At 39.1% G+C, this 23,592-nt stretch carries 20 protein-coding genes and 1 tRNA gene; 13 read left to right on the top strand and 8 right to left on the bottom strand.

What is annotated here, in order from left to right:
• The first annotated feature begins 156 nt into the window (after positions 1-156).
• The 3 genes from K2F45_RS08670 to K2F45_RS08680 all read left to right on the top strand — a co-directional run bounded on the left by K2F45_RS08670 (position 157) and on the right by K2F45_RS08680 (position 4,327).
• The gene (locus tag K2F45_RS08670; RefSeq protein WP_075991791.1) at positions 157-996 is read left to right on the top strand and encodes a hypothetical protein; all 840 of its coding nucleotides are present in this window, start codon (positions 157-159) and stop codon (positions 994-996) included.
• Between the two features lie 240 nt (positions 997-1,236).
• Positions 1,237-2,436, top strand: a complete 1,200-nt coding sequence (tyrS, locus tag K2F45_RS08675; protein WP_248933319.1) for a tyrosine--tRNA ligase — start codon at positions 1,237-1,239, stop codon at positions 2,434-2,436.
• A gap of 133 nt (positions 2,437-2,569) precedes the next feature.
• Entirely contained in the window at positions 2,570-4,327 is a 1,758-nt protein-coding gene (locus K2F45_RS08680; protein WP_075991793.1) for an aromatic amino acid hydroxylase, read from the top strand.
• A 97-nt stretch (positions 4,328-4,424) separates the two neighbouring features.
• Here K2F45_RS08680 and K2F45_RS08685 read toward each other — a convergent pair whose 3' ends face one another.
• Together K2F45_RS08685 and K2F45_RS08690 are read right to left on the bottom strand one after the other, a co-directional pair.
• Positions 4,425-5,324 (bottom strand): flavin reductase family protein, encoded by a 900-nt coding sequence (locus K2F45_RS08685; RefSeq protein ID WP_075991794.1) that lies wholly within the window; start codon positions 5,322-5,324, stop codon positions 4,425-4,427.
• Positions 5,325-5,334: 10 nt separating this feature from the next.
• The gene (locus tag K2F45_RS08690) at positions 5,335-6,309 is read right to left on the bottom strand and encodes a fumarylacetoacetate hydrolase family protein (protein ID WP_075991795.1); all 975 of its coding nucleotides are present in this window, start codon (positions 6,307-6,309) and stop codon (positions 5,335-5,337) included.
• Positions 6,310-6,626: 317 nt separating this feature from the next.
• Here K2F45_RS08690 and K2F45_RS08695 point away from each other — a divergent pair, with 317 nt between their 5' ends.
• The 8 genes from K2F45_RS08695 (at position 6,627) to K2F45_RS08730 (ending at position 16,566) form a co-directional block, all read left to right on the top strand.
• Positions 6,627-7,784, top strand: coding sequence for a homogentisate 1,2-dioxygenase (locus tag K2F45_RS08695; RefSeq protein ID WP_248933320.1), 1,158 nt, complete (start codon positions 6,627-6,629; stop codon positions 7,782-7,784).
• A gap of 31 nt (positions 7,785-7,815) precedes the next feature.
• Positions 7,816-8,943 carry a 4-hydroxyphenylpyruvate dioxygenase gene (hppD, locus tag K2F45_RS08700; RefSeq protein ID WP_248933321.1) on the top strand — a complete coding sequence of 376 codons (1,128 nt, stop codon included), beginning with the start codon at positions 7,816-7,818 and terminating at the stop codon, positions 8,941-8,943.
• Positions 8,915-10,216, top strand: coding sequence for a Glu/Leu/Phe/Val dehydrogenase dimerization domain-containing protein (locus K2F45_RS08705; protein WP_237242073.1), 1,302 nt, complete (start codon positions 8,915-8,917; stop codon positions 10,214-10,216). Before hppD ends, K2F45_RS08705 begins: the two co-directional genes overlap by 29 nt.
• A gap of 803 nt (positions 10,217-11,019) precedes the next feature.
• Complete coding sequence (locus K2F45_RS08710) at positions 11,020-11,799, top strand: N-formylglutamate amidohydrolase (RefSeq protein WP_248933322.1); 780 nt, start codon at positions 11,020-11,022, stop codon at positions 11,797-11,799.
• On the top strand, positions 11,789-13,621 hold the full coding sequence (locus K2F45_RS08715; protein ID WP_088160887.1) for a peptidase MATCAP family protein: 1,833 nt from the start codon (positions 11,789-11,791) through the stop codon (positions 13,619-13,621). The genes K2F45_RS08710 and K2F45_RS08715 overlap by 11 nt, the downstream gene beginning before the upstream one ends.
• A 13-nt stretch (positions 13,622-13,634) precedes the next feature.
• A complete protein-coding gene (locus K2F45_RS08720) occupies positions 13,635-14,639 on the top strand; it encodes an ATP-grasp domain-containing protein (RefSeq protein ID WP_075991800.1) in 1,005 nt (334 codons plus the stop codon).
• A 133-nt stretch (positions 14,640-14,772) separates the two neighbouring features.
• A complete protein-coding gene (locus K2F45_RS08725) occupies positions 14,773-15,756 on the top strand; it encodes a lipoate--protein ligase (RefSeq protein ID WP_070569302.1) in 984 nt (327 codons plus the stop codon).
• Positions 15,757-15,798: 42 nt separating this feature from the next.
• Entirely contained in the window at positions 15,799-16,566 is a 768-nt protein-coding gene (locus K2F45_RS08730) for a methyltransferase domain-containing protein (RefSeq protein ID WP_075991802.1), read from the top strand.
• A 1-nt stretch (position 16,567) separates the two neighbouring features.
• On the opposite strand, the gene ybaK is transcribed toward K2F45_RS08730, so the two are convergent.
• Both ybaK and K2F45_RS08740 read right to left on the bottom strand, forming a co-directional pair.
• On the bottom strand, positions 16,568-17,044 hold the full coding sequence (gene ybaK / locus K2F45_RS08735; protein ID WP_075991803.1) for a Cys-tRNA(Pro) deacylase: 477 nt from the start codon (positions 17,042-17,044) through the stop codon (positions 16,568-16,570).
• Between the two features lie 3 nt (positions 17,045-17,047).
• The gene (locus tag K2F45_RS08740) at positions 17,048-18,709 is read right to left on the bottom strand and encodes a DNA polymerase/3'-5' exonuclease PolX (protein ID WP_075991804.1); all 1,662 of its coding nucleotides are present in this window, start codon (positions 18,707-18,709) and stop codon (positions 17,048-17,050) included.
• A 260-nt stretch (positions 18,710-18,969) separates the two neighbouring features.
• Between K2F45_RS08740 and K2F45_RS08745 the strand changes: the two genes are divergently transcribed.
• Positions 18,970-20,094, top strand: a complete 1,125-nt coding sequence (locus tag K2F45_RS08745) for a lipid II:glycine glycyltransferase FemX (RefSeq protein ID WP_088160892.1) — start codon at positions 18,970-18,972, stop codon at positions 20,092-20,094.
• Positions 20,095-20,097: 3 nt separating this feature from the next.
• Here K2F45_RS08745 and K2F45_RS08750 read toward each other — a convergent pair whose 3' ends face one another.
• A complete protein-coding gene (locus K2F45_RS08750; RefSeq protein ID WP_232475793.1) occupies positions 20,098-21,300 on the bottom strand; it encodes a BamA/TamA family outer membrane protein in 1,203 nt (400 codons plus the stop codon).
• Positions 21,301-21,642: 342 nt separating this feature from the next.
• Here K2F45_RS08750 and K2F45_RS08755 point away from each other — a divergent pair, with 342 nt between their 5' ends.
• Positions 21,643-22,071, top strand: a complete 429-nt coding sequence (locus K2F45_RS08755; RefSeq protein WP_083663549.1) for a nuclear transport factor 2 family protein — start codon at positions 21,643-21,645, stop codon at positions 22,069-22,071.
• 63 nt (positions 22,072-22,134) lie between these two features.
• Here K2F45_RS08755 and K2F45_RS08760 read toward each other — a convergent pair.
• The 3 genes from K2F45_RS08760 to K2F45_RS08770 form a co-directional block, all read right to left on the bottom strand.
• A tRNA-Ala gene (locus K2F45_RS08760) sits at positions 22,135-22,208 on the bottom strand.
• Between the two features lie 219 nt (positions 22,209-22,427).
• Positions 22,428-23,180 (bottom strand): BlaB/IND/MUS family subclass B1 metallo-beta-lactamase, encoded by a 753-nt coding sequence (gene bla / locus K2F45_RS08765; protein WP_088160893.1) that lies wholly within the window; start codon positions 23,178-23,180, stop codon positions 22,428-22,430.
• Between the two features lie 73 nt (positions 23,181-23,253).
• The gene (locus tag K2F45_RS08770) at positions 23,254-23,592 is read right to left on the bottom strand and encodes a cupin domain-containing protein (protein ID WP_075991807.1); all 339 of its coding nucleotides are present in this window, start codon (positions 23,590-23,592) and stop codon (positions 23,254-23,256) included.

Raw genomic sequence — 23,592 nt, forward strand, 5'->3', positions numbered from 1 at the left:
ACTCCCCTTTTTTCATTTCACGATTAAGCTTGTCTGTTCTGTAATATGGAGGTACTACAGCATCTATCGTATTGGGGAATTATTTGGAAAATCAACCGAATTTTAATTTTTGGTGTAATAATTGTATTACTATGATTGCAACAATTTTATTACATTATGTCGAAATCACGTTTTATCATATCATTATGCTTGTGTTTAGCTGTTCAGTTGGGAGTTGCGCAAGAGTATGTTCGCTTGGACAAAGATCGTTATCAATTGCATTTGTCGGAATATCCAAAAGATACAATCCGGGTACTTGAAAAAGGTAAAGAAACGAAGTTGAAACAGGGTAAATATATTCTGCAAAAGAATCAATTTATGGGACTTTCCAATGCATTTATTACGATTAATCAGGATGGCATCGTCGATGGTGATTTTAAAATTGAAAAAGATGGGCGTACCGGTGATGTTATCGTAAGACATGGTGTATTGCAGCAAATGACTGTGAAATCTGCTGCATTGCCAGACTTTCAATATACCATAACGGATAGTTCAAGTGTGCAGCGCAATTTTAAGAATGGGAAAATCAGTCAGGAAAAAACGGTATTCTACCGAGCTGCAAATAGTGGTAAAAAAGTGACAAAAGTCTTCTTTGATAATTACTATACGGTTGAGAATGATTTTGACCATACCCGAGCTGACTACCGATTAGACAATACCTTAATGTACAGCGCCAAATTGAATTGTGGTGGGCAGATACAGGAATCAAAGTCATTTGATGCCAATGGTCAATTACTAAAACATACCTATCGGAAAGCTAAAATTGATTACACTGATCTGTATCAGAATAATAATCTCGTTGAGCGGAAATATAACCTTAATAACTGCTTTTACCATGAGTATTTTAAGAATTCATTGTTAGTGCAAAAGGTCGTGGAGAAAAAGGATAAAGGGAATACAGAAAAGTATGTTTATAATGGAGCCGGAAAATTGATAAATAAAAATACCGGCGGATAATTTAAAAATGCATCTTGAATCAAGTATGGATGCCAATATTTTTGCATTTTAAAAATATAGCACTACCTTTGTCAAGCAATGAAGAAAATGAACAACATATTACGTCTTCCATTTTTCTTTAATTATTATCGCCCGATAATCGTTCGGGACCCCTATGCCTATTAAATTAAGAAATTCAAATTATTATTTATAGCTAAGCCCGAACATAACGTTCGGGCTTTTTTTATTTTATATAACATCATGTTAAAAGAGTTAGAAGAAAATATCGAAATTATTTTACCGAAGGAGGGGCTTGCATCGAAGTTGAAGGAGTCTGAAGAAAAGAACCGACCATTGATTATAAAACTTGGTTTTGATCCAACAGCACCGGATCTTCATTTAGGGCACGCTGTAGTGTTAAAGAAACTACGCCAGTTTCAGCAGCTGGGGCACGAAGTCGTGATTCTCGTTGGTAGTTTTACAGCTCGGATCGGTGATCCTACAGGAAAAAATAAAGCCCGTAAACCTTTATGTCAGGATGCGATAGCGCACAATGCGGCAACTTACATTGCGCAACTGTCTAAAATTATTGATGTTTCAAAAGCGAAAGTTGTTTTTAATGGAGACTGGTTGGATCAACTAAATTTTACAGAAGTTATCCAGCTGGTATCGAAAGTAACCGTCGCTCAATTGATGCAGCGGCATGATTTTAATAAACGTTTTAACGAAAACCAATCAATAGCCATGCATGAATTGCTTTACCCGATATTGCAGGGCTTTGACTCTGTACATGTCAATAGTGATATTGAAATGGGGGGAACGGACCAACTGTTTAATTGCGCGATGGGCCGGCAGCTACAGGAATCTTTTGGACAGGATCCACAAATAGTACTGTGTATGCCCTTGTTGCGCGGGCTGGACGGAAAAGAAAAAATGAGCAAATCATTAAACAATACGATCGGTCTTTTGGATGAACCGAATGAAATGTTTGGTAAAACCATGTCTATTCCTGATCATTTAATTCCAGAATATATTGGCTTGACAACTGATTTCAATCAGGAAACCAAACTTGGCATGAAGACCCGTATTGAAATGGGCGAAAATCCAATGGAAATTAAGAAACTTATTGCACATAATCTAGTTGCTCAATACCATGGCGACGAGTTTGCGGCCAGTGCGGTTGATTTTTTTGTGAAGCAGTTTCAGAGCAAGAAATTAGAAGAAAAGGCTTTTGAGGAGGTGTCGGGTCAAACATTGCGCGAACAGTTTGGTGAACAGATTAAACTGGTCGATCTATGTCATTTCCTAAAGGGGGCAACAAAGTCGGCGATGCGAAGATTGATTATAGGCGGTGCAGTGCAGATCGATTCAATAAAACAGCTGAATCCGGAGCTGATGCTTGATTTGAATACTTGTTTTAAAATTAAATTAGGTAAAAGGGCTTATTTTAGAGTTATCTAGTAAGGTTTGTGAGGGTATACTTTTTTAATGTTTTGCTAAAAGTAGTAAAATAACATCGTGGTCCTTTCTTAAACCATAAATAATTTCTACCTTCATATAGGAGTCTCATACTTTATTTTCATACCAATTATAGATGGAAACATATAATAATATTGTTTTGGAGCGGTTGCCCAAACATTTGAAACGCTATGTAGTAGCCCAACGATATGAACGTTATACCGCGCTGGATCAAGCATTGTGGCGTTATGTCATGCGTCAGAATTATTCTTTCTTGAAAGATGTAGCCTACTACCCTTATATTCCGGGATTGAAGAAAGCAGGATTATCCATCGCGACCATCCCGAACCTACAGGACATGAACGATAGTCTAAAATTAATTGGCTGGGGGGCTGTGACTGTGGATGGATTTATTCCGCCGGCTGCTTTTATGGAATTTCAGGCGCACCGCGTACTAGTTATTGCTGCAGACATACGTCAATTGGAACATATCGAATATACACCGGCACCAGATATTATTCACGAATCTTCAGGACATGCACCTATAATCGGTGAGCCAGATTACGCTACATATTTGCAGTACTTTGGGGAGGTTGGTACGAAAGCACTTTCTTCGGGCAAAGATTTTGAACTCTACGAAGCTATTCGCCACCTATCTATTTTAAAAGAACACGCTACAACAACGGCGGCTGAGTTGGCGGAAGCAGAGAAAAATTTGCAGATCATTCAAGATAATATGGGCGAGCCTTCGGAGATGGCATTGTTGAGCAGGTTGCATTGGTGGACTGTGGAATACGGACTTATTGGAGATCTTCATAACCCCAAAATTTATGGAGCTGGTTTACTGTCTTCTATTGGAGAAAGCGCAAGCTGCATGCAGGAAGATGTGCCTAAGTTGGCGTATGGTTTAAATGCAATCGAATATCCTTATGATATTACCAAACCACAACCACAGCTATTTGTTACACCGGATTTTGAACACCTAAAGCTCGTATTGGATAAATTTGCTGATACCATGGCTTTTCGCGTAGGGGGCAAACAGAGCCTTGACAAGGCAATAGACTGTAGAGCTGTTTGCACTGTGGAATATAGTTCCGGTTTGCAGGTGTCGGGCGTTTTTAAGCTGGCCAACGCAGATAAAAATCTCTCTTATATTCAAACACATGGACCTACAGCTTTGGCGGTAGCAGGTAAACAGCTTGAAGGCCACGGTATCATTTATCATAGCGAAGGGTTTGGCTCCCCTGTAGGACACTTGCGCGGTGCAGATAGTGACTTAGCCGATTTTGATGAAGCAACATTGATTCAATATGTTGTAGTGGAAGGGCAGCAGTGTTCGTTAAACTTTGCTTCAGGGATTATTGTATCGGGAATTGTTCAAAAGATTGTACGTCAATTTGGCAAGATTGTTTTGATTTCATTTATAGGATGCGAGGTATACCGTAGCGATAGGGAAGAGGTGTATTTTAAACCTGAATGGGGAACATACGATATGGCTGTCGGAGCGGAAATAGTATCTGTATTTGCAGGCGCTGCGGATAAAGATGCCTATGATGCGCTGGAGGAGCATTTGGATAAGGATCTATCTTCAATACCTGCCGAAACGGAAGATGTAAAACTAGTGAATTGTCATGCTGCGATACGGAATTTGCGGGACAACGGTTTTGATCAGAAAGTATGGCTGGAGATTTTCAGTCAATTGGGACCGGAAAATGCAGATCATTGGTTAGGTTTGGTTGAATTATTTGAAATTGCCCAGGCTAATGATGGAGGGGAATTAACTACTCAGGCCGAACAGAGGCTCTTGGAATTTATTATCCGATATCCAAATTTGAAAAAACTGATTGATGATGGATTGCGTGTTGCTAAGGAGGAAGATTTAAATAACCACTAAAAAGTATTATATGTGAAATTGGCTGTAAAAAAGGCGATATAAAAAAAGAGAGCTATTAAATCTATGTAGAGCTCTCCTTTTTTACTGTCTATTTAAGCTATGCCTGCAAAAGTATTTGCCAGGCTTCATTAAGTTTGCCCGCGTCTAATAGTTGGGCAGCATATTCGTGAATTTTTTGTGTGAACTTTGATGGGCTGTCTTCAAAGTTTAGCTTCAGATAGTTGAAGTACTTATCTTCTTGCTGTGGGTCTTTTAATGTTGGTCGTGTTTCTACGTTGGCCAGCAACCCCAGGTGATTTCCGGTTAATACATTCGAAAATCTAATTTTTTCTGGAAGTTGGTCTATGCCAATTCCCAGGTTACGGAGGGGCTTCGGTACAATAAATAAGTTTTCGTCGGTTACACGACAATACCAATCACCACCGAGCCGGGCTACCAGATCCAAATCTTTTTGTTGAATGGTATTGTTCTTGCCCAACAAGTGTTTATGGACATGCATATAGAGGATCTCGGCAATAACGAGATTTCCAGCTCCTGGCTCATCGCTTAATGCGACAACCTCTCTGACCCGACATTCCAGCTGGACTGGGGATTCGGCTACACGAGGTGGTGCGACTCGAATAGAGGGAATAGGCGTAAAACCCGACTTATCAAATTCATTTATTTCCTTGCCATATTCGGTACTGGCAAGTGATTGTTGCTGGACCATATCGTAGTTAACAATATTGATGACAACTTCATTAACCTCCTGTATATTATCCAATGTATGTTTGGTACTACCATCACGCATGCGTCGCAAGGGAGAGAAAACACAGATTGGCGGCTGATGGGACATCAGGTTAAAATAGCTGAAGGGGCTTAAATTTATGTTTCCATTGCTATCGATCGTGCTTGCAAAGCAAATTGGCCGCGGTGCAACAGCATACTTAATTAAATTATCTATAATAGCTTTGTCTTTAACAGATTCAAAGGTGATGGTTTCAAAGGAAGAGGTCATATCCGTAGATTTATGAATGGTATAATACAATAGAATTGGAAAGTTTTCCGAGCGCCGTGATTTCTAATTCAATCTCATCGCCAAGGTCGAGCCATTGGTCTTTATGATTAGGATCCGCTATGCGTGCTGTACCATTGAGCTCAAGAAAGCAGCCTGTTCCGACTGTCCCAGAACCGATTATATCACCAGGGGAAATTTGTACACCATAGGAAACACGTTCAATAATTTCTGCAAAAGTCCAGTGCATACTCGCAAAATTACCCGCTGAGACTTGCGTGCCGTTTACTTTACAAGTCATATTGAGCTCATAACAGTCGCCAATATGTCCTGCTGCAGGTTGAACCTTATAAGGTTCCAATTCATCCTTTGTCACCAAGTAAGGTCCAATTGCTGTTGCAAAATCTTTGCCCTTGGCAGGGCCCAAACTCAATTTCATTTCCTCCATTTGGAGTTTTCTGGCACTAAAATCATTCATAATCATATAGCCAGCAATATACTCATCTGCCTGAGCGGCGGGGATATTGATTCCTGGTTTGTTGATGACTATTGCAATTTCTAGTTCGAAATCCAGTTGATTTAAATGTAGGGGCATGCATTGAACGGGACCAGGTCCCTGTATGGACTGATGGTTGGAGAAATAAAAAACGGGAAATTCATCAAATTCAGGGATCATAGCTAATCCGCGGTTTCTTCTCGAGGTTGCGACATGCTGTCGAAAAGCGTAAGCATCACGAAAAGATGTTGGCTGTGGCACGGGGGCGATGAGTTGGATATCGTCTAGTAGACGATAGGGCCTGTTCATAGCTCCTTGACGCAAAGCTGTTTCAAAGATTTGTAGCTGATTCATGGTCTCTTCGCCACCTTTGAGGAAGTCCGACATCGTTGTGGGAAGGTTTTGATCGATGACTGAGCAACTATAAAAGCGGTCGTCTATAACAATGCCCAATTCTTGTTGACCATTTTTAGTGCTAGTGACAATTCTCATATATGAAGTGTTCTATTTGGTTATTCAATGTTGTTAGCATTCGACACAAATATATTGTATAAGATTTGAAAAAAATATTTCTTCTCTTGAAAATAGAAAAATATTCTTACCTTTATTAAAGCATTATAAACTATAAAAAATGATCAATCGTGGTGTACATCGCTTTGCGTCCTCCATGCCCTATGTTGCTTTTAATAAAGCAATCATAGCTGATATCGTTTTTGCACAATACTAATCTTCTCTTTTACTACTTGCCGATAGTTCTATTGGCAATTTGGATATTCATTTAATTTTATAACCGTTTAAATCGTAGAATTATGCCATTTTATGTTAAACAAGGGCAAATTCCAATGCAGCGACATACTGTTTTTAGAAAGCCCGATAACACGCTTTATGCCGAGGAATTAGTATCCACACATGGTTTTTCCAGTCTTTATTCCTTAGTGTACCATTGTCATCCACCCACACTCGTTAAACAAATAAGAGAGCCTTATGATGTGTCTCCCCGGATTGCCCGCGACAAACATCTTAAACATACCAGTCTGAAGGGATTTCAGGTACAGGCAAAAGATGACTACCTCGAAAGCAGGACACCTGTGTTGGTTAATCAGGACTTACATATATCCTTAGCAGCTCCCCGTCGGTCGATGGATGACTATTTTTATAAAAATAGCCAGGCAGATGAGATTGTCTTCATCCATCAGGGGATGGGGAAACTCAAGACTGGATATGGGAGTATCCCCTTCAAGTATGGAGATTATTTGGTAATCCCCCGAGGAACGATTTATCAAATGGAATTTGAACAGGAAGATAATCGACTGTTTATTGTTGAATCATTCTCTCCCGTACGTACGCCCAAACGTTATCGCAATGAATTTGGTCAATTGATGGAACATGCGCCCTTTTTTGAGCGGGACATTCGGGTACCTCAAAATTTGGAAACTTTTGATGAACTGGGTGACTTTGAAGTGAAGATCAAGAAGCAAGGGATGATTTATCCGTATGTTTATGGGAGCCATCCATTTGATTTTGTTGGTTGGGATGGCTATCATTTTCCATGGGCATTTTCGATTCATGATTTCATGCCGATAACAGGTAAATTGCATCAACCGCCACCCATTCACCAGACCTTTGAAACAGATAATTTTGTATTATGCAGTTTTTGCCCTCGTATGTATGATTATCATCCTCATTCGATTCCAGCACCATATAACCATAGTAATGTAGATTCAGATGAAGTCCTATATTATGTGGATGGCGATTTTATGAGTCGAAAATCCGTGGAAAGGGGACAGATAACGTTACATCCAGGTGGTATACCGCATGGACCTCATCCAGGGACGGTGGAAAAAAGCATTGGGCAAGTGAAAACCGAGGAGCTGGCCGTGATGATCGATCCTTTTCGACCACTGATGTTGACCCAAGAAGCACTCGATATAGAAGATCCAGATTATTATAAATCTTGGATGAGTTAGGAAAAATAAAAGAATAACCTTTATATAAATTATGGCAAATACATTTGCAGAAAAGATTGCCCAAGCGCAAGATTTTCTACCTATTAATGGCACAGATTATATTGAATTTTATGTTGGCAATGCCAAACAGGCCGCACATTATTACAAAACAGCTTTTGGTTTCCAGTCGGATGCGTATGCCGGACCGGAAACAGGCGTTCGAGACCGGGTATCTTACGTGTTAAAACAAAATAAAATACGTTTAGTGCTTACCACAGCGTTGAAATCTGACCACCCTATAACAGAACATGTTAAAAAACATGGTGATGGTGTCAAAATATTGGCTCTTTGGGTAGATGATGCACGAAAATCATTTGAAGAAACAACAAATAGAGGGGCGAAAGTCTATCAGGAACCACAATTTCTGAAGGATGAAAATGGGGAAGTTTGGACCGCAGGAATTTATACCTATGGCGAAACGGTCCACATGTTTGTTGAACGCCGCAATTATGCTGGTCCATTTATGCCAGGATATGAAAAATGGAAAAGCGATTACAATCCAACGGAAACTGGACTGCTTTATGTTGATCATTGTGTGGGTAATGTTGGATGGAATAAGATGAATGAAACCGTAAAATGGTATCAGGATGTGATGGGGTTTGTCAATATTTTATCTTTTGATGACAAGCAAATTAATACAGAATATTCGGCTTTGATGAGTAAAGTGATGAGCAATGGAAATGGTTTTGTTAAGTTTCCAATTAATGAGCCTGCCGAAGGAAAGAAAAAATCGCAGATAGAAGAATACCTTGAATTTTATGAGGGTGAAGGTGTTCAGCATGCGGCTCTAGCAACCAAAGATATTGTGGCCACCGTGCGGGAACTTAAAGCAAGGGGAGTAGAATTTTTGGGTGCTCCTCCCGAAGCATATTACGATATGTTGCCTGAACGAGTTGGAAAAATTGATGAAGAGATACGGATCATCCAAGAACTGGGTATTCTAGTTGATCGTGATGAAGAAGGTTATTTGCTGCAAATTTTTACAAAACCGGTAGAGGATAGACCGACTCTATTTTATGAAATCATCCAACGTAAGGGGGCACAAAGTTTTGGCGCAGGAAATTTTAAGGCTCTTTTTGAAGCAATAGAACGTGAACAAGAACGCCGAGGAAACTTATAGGAGTATGGAAGGGATGAAGGAATTATTGCGGGCTTTTGAGCACAAAAGTCCGGAAATTGTTTTCGAATGGAAAGATAGTGAAACTGATGCCAGGGGATGGATTGTTATCAATTCCTTACGTGGAGGTGCTGCTGGCGGGGGTACCCGAATGCGGGCTGGATTGGATAGGCATGAGGTAGAATCTTTGGCAAAAACAATGGAGGTCAAATTTACGGTATCTGGCCCTGCAATAGGGGGGGCAAAATCTGGAATTGATTTCGACCCACATGACCCAAGGAAAAATGAAGTTTTAGAACGTTGGTTTAAAGTTGTCACACCGCTATTGAAAAACTATTATGGGACAGGTGGAGATTTGAATATCGATGAAATTCATGATGTAATCCCGTTGACGGAAGAATATGGACTATGGCATCCACAAGAAGGCATTTTGAATGGTCACTTTAAGGTGAATGAAAGCAATCGTATTCATCAAATTGGACAATTGCGTTATGGGGTTTCCAAAGTATTGGAAGATAGCTCCTACAGCCCGGATCTGAAGCGCAAGTACAAAGTGGCAGATATGATCACGGGATATGGCGTGTCAGAGTCAATTCGTCATTATTATGAACTTTTTGGCGAAAATTGCTTTGGGAAGCGAGCGGTAATTCAAGGTTGGGGTAATGTTGCTGCCGCAGCGGCATTTTATCTGTCTAAACTTGGTGTAAAAATAGTTGGTATAATTGATCGAGTCGGCGGACTGATCAATCCGGAAGGATTTGAAGAGGAAGATATTACCCGTTTGTTTTTAGAGCGCAAAGGCAATGAGCTTTGTTCTCCGGATCTGATTCCTTTTGATCAGATACAGAAAGAAATATGGAGCCTGGAAACGGATATTTTTGTGCCTGCTGCGGCCTCCCGCTTAGTGTCAAAAGATCAGATCCAGCACATGATAAATCATGGGCTTGAGGTGATCGCTTCAGGTGCCAATGTGCCATTTGCAGATCAAGAAATATTTTATGGGCCTGTTATGGAGTTCGCAGATCAGCATGTTGCGGTCATACCTGACTTTATTGCGAATTGTGGTATGGCGAGAGTATTTGCTTATTTAATGCAACGTAATATCGAAATTAGTGATGAAGCAATTTTTTCGGATGTTTCCAGTGTGATTTTTGAAGCATTAAAGAAAATTAGGACCGTTTCTTCTAAAAAGACACATATATCATCGAGAGCATATGAAATTGCATTAAAACAGTTGGTGGAAACCGGTAACGAACAACAAGAGGCTAAACTCTAATTTATTTCTGCTATAATGCTATAAAAAAAACACTTGAAGCGGGGAACTTCAAGTGTTTTTAACTAACCAATTATTAACCTAAATTTATGAATGCTTAAAACAATGCAATACCTATGCCAAAACTTATTTTCCTAGCATGAACATATTGTCATTTTTTTGTTATTAAAATTTCTGCCTGAAATTTGATTTTTTGAAGTTTTGTTGAAAGATCAAAACGGGGTAGACTAAAAACAAATTTCATTGTATAGTTTTCAAATACTGGTCCGCTTGATGATTTTTTTTGTTTTTTATTTTCCTTAAAGTGCTGATAAACAAAAACTCCCGAAGCGGGGAGCAACAGGAGTTTTCCTAACCAATTATTAACCTAAATTTATGAAAAGTACCTATATAACGTAGTAAGTTCAAGAAATGTTTCAACTGATTGGAGTTTTTTTTACTTTTTAACATTTTTTGACTATTTGCTATTGATTTCCAATAAAATATACTACTATTTATTTTGTTTTCTTTTTAGGGGAAATAAAAAACCTGTTAGCGGGGACTAACAGGTTTTTTATAAACTAACTAAATTATTAACCTAAATTTATGAAACTACTTAACAATATTCAACAAAGATGCCAATGTACTAAATCCGTTAGCTGTTTAACGATTTTTAACAGCCTCGTTTCGGATAAGAAGGGGAGCCCCTAATTCTCAAGACAATCCAGTTAATTTTCAAACCTTTTGTTGCTCATAAGCGTTTATCTAAACAAAAAGGTCAGCAATCAATGCTGTCTATTTGACGTAAACTGTTTAAAAAAAGGTACATGTCTTTAACATATCGCTATCAATTTGAAAATTACGATAGCCCATTTTGGGCTTTTGCCATTCATGATGGCCATCAGGTCGATGCGCATTTGATGCCCTACATAAATATTTCAGACGAGGAACGATTACGCGAAGAGGATCCTTATACGGCTATTTTGGCTGAATTACCCTGTAATCGATTTGTATCTGGAACTTCCAGGTTTCAACTGGATCTTAATCGAAAACGAGAAGATGCTATTTATCTTACACCTGAGCAAGCTTGGGGGATGCGGGTATGGCGAACAGATCTACCCAATGAGCTAAAAGATCAGCTGTATGCAGCCTATGATAGCATATATGAGGAAATAAGCCAAGCAATTCAGCACACGATTGATCATTATGGCTATTTTATCGTGTATGATATTCATAGTTATAATATGCGTCGCGGGGGGGCTGAAACTAGTTTAAATAATGAAACCGACCCTCAGATTAATATTGGGACGCAACATAATCACAAAAAATGGCGAACGCTGACTGATCAGGTTTTGGAAGCACTACGGACTGGAAAAGATGGACAAGTTTACGACGTCCGTGAGAATGTCAAGTTTAAGGGCGGATTCCTTTCTGCGTATTTGAATGATAAGTTTGGTGATAAAGGCTGTATTTTTTCTGTCGAATTTCGGAAAGACTTTATGGACGAATGGACTGGGGAAGTATATCCACAAAAGCTTCAGGAGTATAAACAACTTCTCTTACACAGCATTGGAACACTGGAAAATTATTTTGCCTATGAAAGATAATGCGAAACAACTTGCTGGCATTTTAAAAATGATCAAAAATAAGGAGGTTTTCCACGTACAGATTCCGCCAAAAAACAAACTGGTATTTAATCAAGTTGTTCCTTATCTGTTTTTATACAGACAGTTTTTTAGTCAAGATCCTATGCTGGCAGAGTTGGTTAAATCAGAACCAGCTTACTTTAGGGTAAGAGATCCACAGATGAATGTTTCTGAATGGATCGCTCCAATCCTCAATCAACTTGTCGAAGAGTTTGGTGCCTGTTTGATTATTGAGGCTTGGGCAGCAGATTCCGCACAGGAGGAAGATATTCAAATTCATATTGCGCGGAAAAATGTACAGGCTATCGCTCAGTATCTAGGTAAGCAACTGACAACAGAGGAATCGATTTCCAAAGTGGAGATACTGACAGATTCCAAAACAAATGCAACGCAAAGTTTATCCCCTTCGAGTGTACAGTTGGATAATCTGAACACCAATATATTTTACATGGGGCTGGAGATAAAACCGAAATACCTTTTAGGGGTAGATCAGCAAATTTTACCGATCGATCTGCGTCATTTCCGTGAAGCCATATCCAGGAGTCTGTCGAAAACATTCTTTGAATTCATACGTATACATACCTTATCTAAACCTACGGCATTTAAAATAAGCCAGCCTAAAAAGATGCTTCCTTTAGCTTGGGAGATTGATCAGAAGTTAGCGCGGGAAAGTCAACGATTTGATTTTTTATTATTGGTTACACCAACAAATTCTTACGATGCCTGGCAGCAATTTAAGAAGGGGAATTACCGAAAAACTCCTGTGTTTCGATATAGGCCCATGCCTATTGATCCAGATATTATCAAGAGAAACCTCTATAACTTGCATATCGAAGATTTATTTGATCCTTCCATTGCTTATTTGTTTCGTGATAAACGCAAGGAGCTTGATCAGATGATGACCATGTTGAGTGAGCGGGGAAAAGAAGGATTTTTGTTGGGCAGTATGCAGGTTTTTGGTACTGTCAATGAAAAATTGTTGGAAAAGGCTCAGGCAATTTTGACCATTACGACAACGGATCGAGAAGTGAGAACGAAAGAAGAGGAAATTGTCTATGCCGAAGAGTTCGCTAAGCTCGCCCAGGAAGAATTGGATTATCTGAAAAACCAAGATCCAAGCTTTGGCACCACAGTGCGGCTACGGGATGATATTTATGGCGTGATGGTAAATCAAGGCGTACTCAATATAAGTAAGCAGTATAGTTTGCCAAGGAATAGGGTAAAGGCATTGATTCAACATGAGGTCGGTACACATATTGTTACTTACTATAATGGGAAGCAACAGCCGTTCAGTCTCTTTAGATTAGGGGTTCCCGGTTATGAAAAACTGCAGGAAGGCCTCGCTGTACTTGCTGAGTATTTGGTGGGGGGCCTGACAAATAATAGACTACGTATTCTGGCAGGCAGAGTTATCGCTGTCCATCATATGCAGCAGGGCGGTTCATTTATTGATACATTTTCAGTATTGGTAGACAAGTACCAATTTTTGACCGAAACAGCTTTTCAAATGACAATGCGGGTCTATCGAAGTGGTGGGCTTACCAAAGATGCATTATACTTGAGTGGTTTAATCGAATTGACTAATTATATCAAGAGCGGGCGAGATCTATCCCTGTTGACGATGGGTAAAATCCGCGAAGATTATATCCCAATCGTTGAAGAACTCATGTTAAAGGGTGTCTTGAAGGCTCCAGTCCTGACACCAAGGTATCTAATGGACCCATACAAGGATGCCTTGTTACAGCTCAAAAAAAGTAATGGAATATTTCAAATGATTCAGTAATCAGATATTTTATATGAAGATAGCATTCGTGATCAACCAAACCCATAAAGAAACTGCTCGTTTCACGACGACTGTTTTGGCATTGAAAGCCCATCAAATGGGACATGAAATTTATTATATTGGCTTGGCCGATTTCTACTATGAGTCGGCCCATATTGCCGCCCATGTGCGAAAAGTGCTCCCTGATCAGATGCTTACTTCTACCAATAGCCTCATGGAAGTATTGCGCGCGACAGAAAAAACGAAGATGATGTTGGAAGAAATGGATGTGGTCTGGCTACGATTTGATCCAGTCCTGGATATGGTTAGCCGACCTTGGGCTGCTGCTTCAGCCCTACAATTTGCCGCTCTACTAAAAGAAAAAGGTGTATTGGTTATCAATGATCCCGATAGCCTTAGTCGGGCCAGTAATAAGTTGTATCTCGAGGGATTTGATGAATCTATTCGACCTAAAACAATTGTAACCCGAAACTATGCCGATGTCATTGAATTTTTTGAACAACAGAATAAGCTTATTATTTTGAAACCCTTAAAGGGGTCCGGCGGTAAAAACGTGTTTTTAATCAATAAGGATAATCAGCAAAACCTCAAACAAACTGTAGAGGCTATTGCCCGAGATGGTTATGTAATTGGCCAGGAATATCTTCCGGAAGCTGCCCGCGGTGATATTAGATTCTTTTTACTAAATGGAGAGCCTATTTCGATCAATGGAAAATATGCTGCTGTTCATCGCGTGCAACAAGGTGATGAGATTCGGAGCAATGTGCATCAAGGCGCAAAGACCCAAGCAGCTATTATTTCACCGGAGTTATTGCTTATGGTCGATAAGATCCGGAATAAATTAGTTCAAGACGGAATGTATTTTGTCGGTTTGGATGTGGTGGGAGATCGTATTATGGAAATCAACGTATTTAGTCCGGGTGCATTATGCCAGACGGAAGAAATTGTAAAAGAGGATTTTTCGGCGCTTATTATTGAAAAATTAGCGGAGAAAGTTGCTTTCAGAAAACGAGGTTGATGACAGTTGTATCGATGAAAATTGATGTTGTTGAAATCGCTACGGGAGTGCTAAGCTAGATGATTTGCGGTAATTATGAATTTGAAATGAATTACAGGAATTAAATTCTTGTTATTTTTGAAAAAAGAAAAATATGCTGATTATCGATTCTCCATCCCGCAACGCCTATTTTAACATCGCTTCAGAGGAGTATTTATTGGGTAAATTTCCTGAAGAGGATATTTTTTTACTCTATGTAAATGACCCTTCAATTATCGTGGGTAAATTTCAGAATACCTTGTCCGAAATCAATCTTGATTATGTCAACGAGCATCAGATTAAGGTTGTGCGACGAATGTCTGGCGGTGGTGCTGTTTATCATGATGCTGGAAACTTAAATTTTTCTTTTCATACCTTATTGGGAAATCATGATTTTATGGATTTTTCTACCTTTACACAGCCGATTGTACATATTTTGAACAAATTGGATATCCCTGCAAAATTAGAAGGAAGAAATGACCTCCTGGTAGATGGGAAGAAGTTTAGTGGAAATGCCAAGCTTGCAAAAAATGGGAAGATGATTCAACATGGTACGATATTGATTGATTCGCAGATGCAGGTATTAAGCGATGCTTTAAAGGTCAATCCATTGAAGTTTGTAGATAAGGCTGTAAAATCGAATCGCGCACGTGTCACAAACTTAATTGAATATCTACCTGCTGGTTTTACGACTGGAGATTTTAAGGAATTGTTGATTGAAGAAATAAAACGTGAGAATCCGGCAGCCAAAATGATTGAGTTTACCGCTTCGGATATTAAAAATATAGAAAAATTGGTTGAAGAGAAGTATGAAACATGGGATTGGAACTTCGGTTTTTCACCAAATTATAACTTTAAAAAAGCAATTAAGATCCCTGCGGGATTCATCGAGTTGCATTTGGATGTACATAAAGGATACATTGAACGGGCTAAAATTTTCGGTGATTTTTTTGCATCCCGATCAATTCATGAACTTGAAAATTTATTGATTGGTGAAAAGCATGAAGTAGGAGAGATTGATACCTTACTGAAATCAATTGATTTGACGACGTATTTTGGAAAAGTTGAACCCGCAGAAATTCTTACTTTGTTTAAATAGAAAATGTAGTACTGCCCTATACGGGTGTTAATTAATAAATATATGCCTTGGAATCCAGCTATATACAATCAATTTAAAGATGTCCGTTTTAAACCGTTTTATGATTTATCTGAACTAATTACTACCGATAAAATGGAACATGCCGTCGATTTAGGTTGCGGTACAGGTGAACAGACAGCTATCTTAAGCGAACAATTCTCTCAAGCGACCTTTCTTGGGATAGATTCTTCTGCGGAAATGCTTTCTAAAAGCCATAAGTTGGAAACGGAACGTCTGAAATTTAGGCAAAGTTCCGTTGAGAACTTCATTGCAGAGCCAAAAACCTGGGATCTTATATTCAGTAATGCTGCTTTACAATGGCTGGAAGATCATCAGGCTCTTTTCCCTCAAATTATTTCTAAGCTTAATGTTGGCGGGCAATTGGCGATACAAATGCCTTATCAGCCCGAAAATATACTCAATAAAATTCTATTTGAATTGGCGACGGAAGAACCCTATCGATCCTATTTAAGGGGCTGGAATAGGCCTTCTTCGGTATTGGATATGGATACTTATGCGCAATTGTTATTTGATAATGGCCTGGATCAATTAAACCTTTCTCTTCGTGTATATCCGCTCATTGCTGCTGATGCAGACATGCTTTACAATTTTATCGCTGGGTCTGCTTTGATTCCTTACATGGAACAATTGGAGGAAGATAAGAAGTCTGTGTTTGTAACTGAATTTAAAACACGTATCGAAAAACATTTCACTAAATTTCCAGCGATCTATTCTTTCAAGCGCATTTTATTATATGGGCGTAAAGGGTAATTCACATATCGATCAAATCGGACCAATGGGCAGCTGTGATCGTAGCCAGGTCTGTTGGGGCTAAAATAATCTGAAGCCCCCTTTTTCCTGCGCTTACCGAAATCGCTGTCTCCAATTGTGCGGCCTCTTCAATAAAGGTTGGGAACTGTTTTTTCATGCCAATAGGTGAACAGCCACCACGAATATAGCCGGTCACCGTTAAAAGGTCTTTCATTGGGAGCATTTCGCAGTTTTTATTCCCAGAGGCCTTCGCTATTTTTTTAAGGTCGAGCTGTGCGTTTCCGGGAATTACGGCAACAATATAAGGATCTTTGTTGCCTTTTAAGACCAGGGTTTTATAAAGCGTTTCGGGTGACAAACCTAGGGTTTCGGCGACATGCTCAGCACTGACGTCCTGTTCGTCTACCTCATATGCTCTGAGTTCATACTTAATTTTTGCTGTGTCCAACAGCCGAACAGCATTTGTTTTACTCGACATACCCTAGCCTTGTTTTTTCTTATTAAAATAGGTCGTTATGGCATCTAGCGCGTATGCATTCAAACAGTTGCTTGCCTGCAAACCACCCTTTTGCGCCACCAATACACCATATTGCATATCGTGCAATCCCTCTGTACGATGGGCATCGGGATTGATGGAAAGTAAAACTCCTTTCTCTACTGCATAACGGTGCCATCTCCAATCCAGATCTAATCGTAAAGGATTTGCATTTATCTCAATGACAACGCCATTTGCCGCACAAGCATCGATTACCCGTTTAAAATCTAAGGGATATCCGGCTCTACTTAATAATAGTCTTCCTGTTGGATGGCCTAAGATTGTTGTATACGGATTTTCGATCGCTTTGATTAGTCTTGTTGTGGCTTTGTCTTCGTCCATTTTCAGATTGGAGTGTACGGAGGCGACAACGAAGTCAAACTTAGCCAACACCTCATCGGGATAGTCTAATGAACCGTCAGCTAGAATATCAGATTCAATTCCCCTGAAAATCTTGAATGGAGCCAATTTTTCGTTTAATGTCGCAATCTCATTCCACTGCTGCTCCAATCGCTCAATGGAGAGGCCGTTGGCATAAACTGCCGTTCGCGAGTGATCGCATATACCCAAATATTCTAGCCCCAGGACATCTTTACAATGTAATGCCATTTGCTCGAGGCTATGTACGCCGTCACTATAGGTGGAGTGATTGTGGAGTGTTCCCCTGAGATCTTTGTATTGAATCAGCTTTGGCAGTGAATGCGTTTGAGCCTGCACTATTTCATTCAACCCCTCTCGTAATTCGGGTTCAATATAATCTAAACCCAAGTTACGGTAAATGGCCTCTTCACTGGAAAGTGAAGGAAGATCCGGTAGAATATTAAATAGAAGATCGAGATGTGCAGTGGATCCAGTACTAAGAACCAGGTCGCGATAAAAATCATTGATATTACTACTGAATACTTTGAAAGTAAACCCCAATTCATCGGTCAGTTCTATGGAGTTTTCTGTTTTTTCCACTAAAGTAAATCCATCGAGGAATTTTTCGACGTTGTCTATACTTTCCGATATTAAAAGATCTACGGTACTCAAAACCTCGCATTTTCTTCTGAAATCTCCTGTATATGACAGCAGCGAAGAAGGGAAATGCAATTTCAATTCGTTGAAAAATTTTTCTGCCAGTGGAAGTACTTTTGCATATAAAAACCATCCCTTGTTGGAAATAGAAAACTCAATGGATTTTTTGATGTCTTCCTGCGTTTTAAGACCAAACCCTTTTGCTTCTACGAGACGGTTTTCATTACAGGCGTAAAGTAATTCGCCCACACTTTCAATCTCGAGTTCTTTCCAGATAATTTGAATCTTTTTAGGGCCAAGGCCCTTAATATTTAACATTTCAATAATACCGGATGGTGTGTTTTCAATAAGATCCTCAAGCTCTTTGAAAGTTCCTGTAGCGGCAACTTCTTTGGCTTTTTCAGCCGTACTTTTTCCTATTCCTGGCTGTGCACTCAAATCTTCAAGACTGGCCTCTTCAATACGGAAAGGTAGCTTGTCCAACTTAAAAGAGGCACTTGCAATGGATTTTGTTCGAAAAGGATTTTCGTTGTGAAGCTCCATCAATTGGCTACATAATTTGAAAATTTTTGAGATCGCTTTATTGTCCATCGTATTTGAATTGTTAAGCTACAAATATCTTAAATTTTAGGTCAAAATAACAATTCAAATACGGATATTATAGCGTTAAATAATGTAAAAAAGCTACTTTAAATGCCTGTTTTTCTCTATTTCTTGAAATTAACAACAAAGTGACAAATGCATGTGTGCTTAACCAAACATTTTGGCTATGTTTGCCGTTTTTGGGTGTTAAAATTGTGGTTATTTTGAGCATATCTTATAAAAACAACCCTATTAAATAGTAAAATATCATGATAGCAGACATTAGTGACAAAGAAATCAGTGGGCTTTATAAAACAGGTATTATTCAACAAACTGCTTATTGGTCTGCAGTAAAAAAAATGCAAGGTATACAATCCAAGGCATTTAATTTTAAATCCAAACAATCCGATCTGTATGTTGGGGTCGAAGACGATACCTATTTTATCGGCGATCTATTAATTATCATACAAGCCATAGATCAGGAACATAGCATTGCCTATGTACCTTATGGGCCTGAGATTGAACCTTCAGATGAAAACCAGGGCTATTTTTTAGAACAGTTATCGGAGAGCTTACGTTCCCATCTGCCACCAAATTGTATAATGATACGCTATGATCTATCTTGGGAATCACATTGGGCTAAAGAGGATGATTGTTATGATCTTCATGGTAACTGGCTAGGGGTACCGGAGAAACGTATTCAGGAAATGCGCTTTAATTTTAATACAGAAAACTGGAACTTTCATAAAGCCAATACAGATATACTGCCTTCCAATACTATTTTTATGGATCTTAGAAAGGGTGAGGATATGTTGCTTGGAAATATGAAATCTAAGACGAGATATAATATCAATTTAGCAGAGCGAAAAGGAGTACGTGTGCGTTCGCTGGGGCTTGAAAGTTTGGCGGTTTGGTATGAGCTTTATCGGCAGACAGCTCTTCGAAACAACTTTTTTTTACATGATATAAGCTATTTTAAGATCGTTCTTTCTGCAAGGGCAAGTGATACATTATCTCCCGCAGATGTATATCTTTTAGTAGCCGAAGTGGATAACCAGCCTTTGGCCGCTATGTTTTTGGTAATTGCGGCAAATCGGGGGACTTATCTATATGGAGCTTCTGCTTCCGAAAATCGTAATTATATGGCGACATACGCTTTGCAATGGCGTGCGATGCAGCTTGCGAAAGAAAAAGGCTGTACGGAATATGATTTTTTTGGAGTATCGCCACAGGCAGATCCTTCACACCCTTTATATGGCCTTTATCGTTTCAAAACAGGATTTGGTGGTGAAATCTACCATCGTATGGGCTGTTGGGATTATCCCTTGGACAATAGGAAATATCAGTACTATGCGTCAATGGAGTTTAAAAACCAGCGCTATCATTTAAGTTAGAAATTAGAAGACCTCACCCAAGGTGAGCCTAACGCCGCGGTGATTCTTACTGATACCATAGTCGATTCCAATGTTGGTGCCCGAGTTTTTGTTAAATTTAATTCGTGCACCAGCACCAGTGCCGACGTTCCAGTCTTCGAACATGGAATTCTTTGGTCCGTTTAATGTGGTAAAGTTCATAAATGCAACAAATCCAAATAAGCCATTTTGGGTGATATCACGACGATATTCCGTTTCTAAATAGTAAAGTGATTTGCCACGAAAGCGGCTGACTGGAAAGCCTCTTCCCGAACTATTGTATGGATCCCATCCTAAATTCGGAAGATCAAGATAGGGCGCTTTACTATTAAATACCGTCCAGAAGAAACTCCTTATGGCAATCATATTTTGGCGATTTCTGTCTTGGGTAAGCCTATGGTATCGTCTAACTTCGAGAAATAGCGATTTCCAGTTCTGATCGCTTCCTAAAAATGTCGGATTTACACGGAACTGTAAATTGGCATAGTTACCCGACCAGGTATTGATCGAATTGGCGCGCGTATCGTAAATTAAATTGAAGCTGACTCCTGAAGACATGGTATTGTCTTTTAAATCTGTTCCATAAGGGTAGGAAGTGTAGTCTTCGAGCTTGGTATTGCTCGTAGACTTAATATTCATTCTATAATCCAGGTCATAACCAATGCCCATAAAAAGGCCTCCATGAATTCTTTTTAATGCATGTTGGTATAAACGAAAGTAGGTGTAATCTAAATTAATCTGCTGATCACCATGATGCTCTTTGCCAATTCCCCAAGTTTCGTGCGGATATTTTAGTAGACGGATATCCCCATCAATCACCCATGTATTCTCTTTTAACCAGATGTAAGAACGGATTGGCAGGCCAAATCGTTTTCCAAAATTTGTGTAGGGCGTAAATGTCATTTTGGACATATAGGTATCGGAACGATCTCCTAAATAAAAGCCTGCGGTTGTACTTGTAATTAAAGCATGCCCTCCTCCAGGAACATTTGTTGAAAAGGGTAAAAAGGAAAAATAGATTTTCTTTCCTGTACTATCGACTGTTTGGGGTGGCTTGATATGTAATATTTCTTTTCCAATATCAATCAGGTCCCGTTGTTTACTTGTATCAGCGAGATGTTTGGTAGTTTCTATTTCATTGACGGGACGTTGTGCATATGCAGTATCGGCAAGTACAAGTAGAACCATCAAAATAGAACATTTAATATAAAAAATATATGCGCTATCGTAGTGTGTCATGAAAGAATGCAATCTAGCAGGAAATAGATAGAATAACAATATTCAAACCAATAATTTATTCATTCTGTCACGTTTTGGCTATAAAGAGAATTGATTGGAAATTTCATTCGCCTAGAAAAAAATATCATTTACCGATTTTAATGTAATGTTAATCTAAATGTAATGAAATCAATATATGCGTTGTCTTAACTTTGAATCAGAAAATAAATAAAAAAAGTACGCAACAAATTTATATAGTAAGCGACAATAAAATAAGAAAATATACTAATACATTATAAAATTGAAAAAGATATGAAAACTTTAGTAAAAACATTTGTAGCAGCGGCAATGATTGCAATCTCTACTTGCTCAATGGCTTCAGTTAAACCAGAAGAACGCAATTTAATTACTGCTGATTTAGCCATCGATGAATACGTTGGAGCAATGACCGAAGGTCAGGTAGCTAATTTGGACAAGCTTTTTACAGCTGATTTTGACCAGAAAATTTGCGGTAAACAAGATTTGAAACATAGCCGTCATGAGATGATTGAATTTTTGAAAAAACAAAAAGGAATCAAGATGAACTGCAGAACAACAACACAGATCGTTGAAGAATTACCTGATTATGCAATAGCGAAAGTTACGATGCAATTTGATGGTTTTGCTAAAACAGATCTGATCACACTTGTTAAAGAAAACGGAACCTGGAAAATTTCTAAATCTGTAAACTCTTATAAATAAGAATTTGCTGTCAAAATTGGTCGATTAAAAATAAAAAAAGGGTACTTAAGTACCCTTTTTTTGTGGAGCATATCAGATTCGAACTGATCACCTCTTCACTGCCAGCGAAGCGCTCTAGCCAAATGAGCTAATGCCCCTGCTTTATTTGGTGTCGCTAAGATAGTACTTTTTTGGATAAACTAAGCCTCTTTTTTATTTTTCTACTGTTTTTTGTAGATCTGTTATCTAGTTGCTTTTTTTTGACGATCTAAATGCATTATAATCAATGGTTTTATCTATTTGGTTCCTTAAAGATATTTTTATCCTATTGAAAAACAAGAGAGTTTACAGGCGTACTGGAGGATATGAACAATGTATTAGTGTCCTCCTGTAAGCAGCGCTTCGGTTCGCTTTATCTGACCTTTATCTTTCCAGGCATCGTGCCCAGGAATAACCATATTAATTTCGGGATATTTTGCCAATAACCTCGCTAGGGATGGCTTCCAGGATTTTATATCCCCATCTGCCGTAAATCCTAGATCTTGGGCTTCGGAGCTTTTTATAAAACAACCACCGTCTAGGATCTTATATTTGGGAAACCAGACAACAACATTGTCCATGGAGTGTCCGGCACCAAAAAAGTTCAAAACAAAAGATTGTCCGCCGACGCTGTAGGTTTTATTGGTGGAAACAAGATGAGTGGCCTGGGCTTTGTGATTTGTTTTTAGCAGTTCGTTCGTCATTTTTGTTGCATAGGTTGGAATTCCAATGCGGTTGTAATAAGCAAAGCCACCTGCCCGGTCTTCGTGCCAGTGTGTCGCGTAAACAGCAATGACGGGTAAATTATGTTTCTGTTTGATACTGTCCAATAAGGGTTGATATTGTGTGGAATCCCATGGTGTATCAAAAAGGATAACGCCTTTTTTTGTAATTAGGTATACCGCATTGGCAGCATATTTGGTCCCTTCAAATGTATTAAAGGTCGTGTAAAGATACAGTTGCGGATTTATCTTCTCTATTAAAAGAGGCTTTTCTTGCGCTTGTAGAGATGGGGAAAGACCGAGTAAACCAATGCTCAGGCATACACCAGCAAATGTTGCGCGAATATGAGGAGAAAGAAGTGAGATCATATTTTTGAATGTTATTGCATTAACGTTAGAGCAAAATGATTATTATTTTTTCAAGACCTTATTAATACATTTTTTAGGTAGACTGAACAAAGTCTTCGCGATAAGGAGTGAACGAATCGATCAGTTCTCCTTCTTCAAGACATTCACATCCATGAATCAATTGTGAATAAATGATACAAGAGTCGCCTGCAGTTAGGATGCTTTCGACACCATCAATATGGTATCGGAATTTTCCCGCACTCACATAAGAAATCTGTGTGTGGGGGTGTTGATGAAGTGTACCGATGGCCCCTTTTTTAAAACGAACTTTCATGAGCATGAGTTCATCATTAAAAACGAGTATTTTTCGCATAACGCCTTCGCCCAGGTCTGTCCATTGCTGCTCGCTGTCGTGTAAGAATATTTCGCTCAT

Origin of the sequence: Sphingobacterium siyangense (assembly GCF_023277505.1) — a bacterium.
Lineage (GTDB): Bacteria > Bacteroidota > Bacteroidia > Sphingobacteriales > Sphingobacteriaceae > Sphingobacterium > Sphingobacterium siyangense.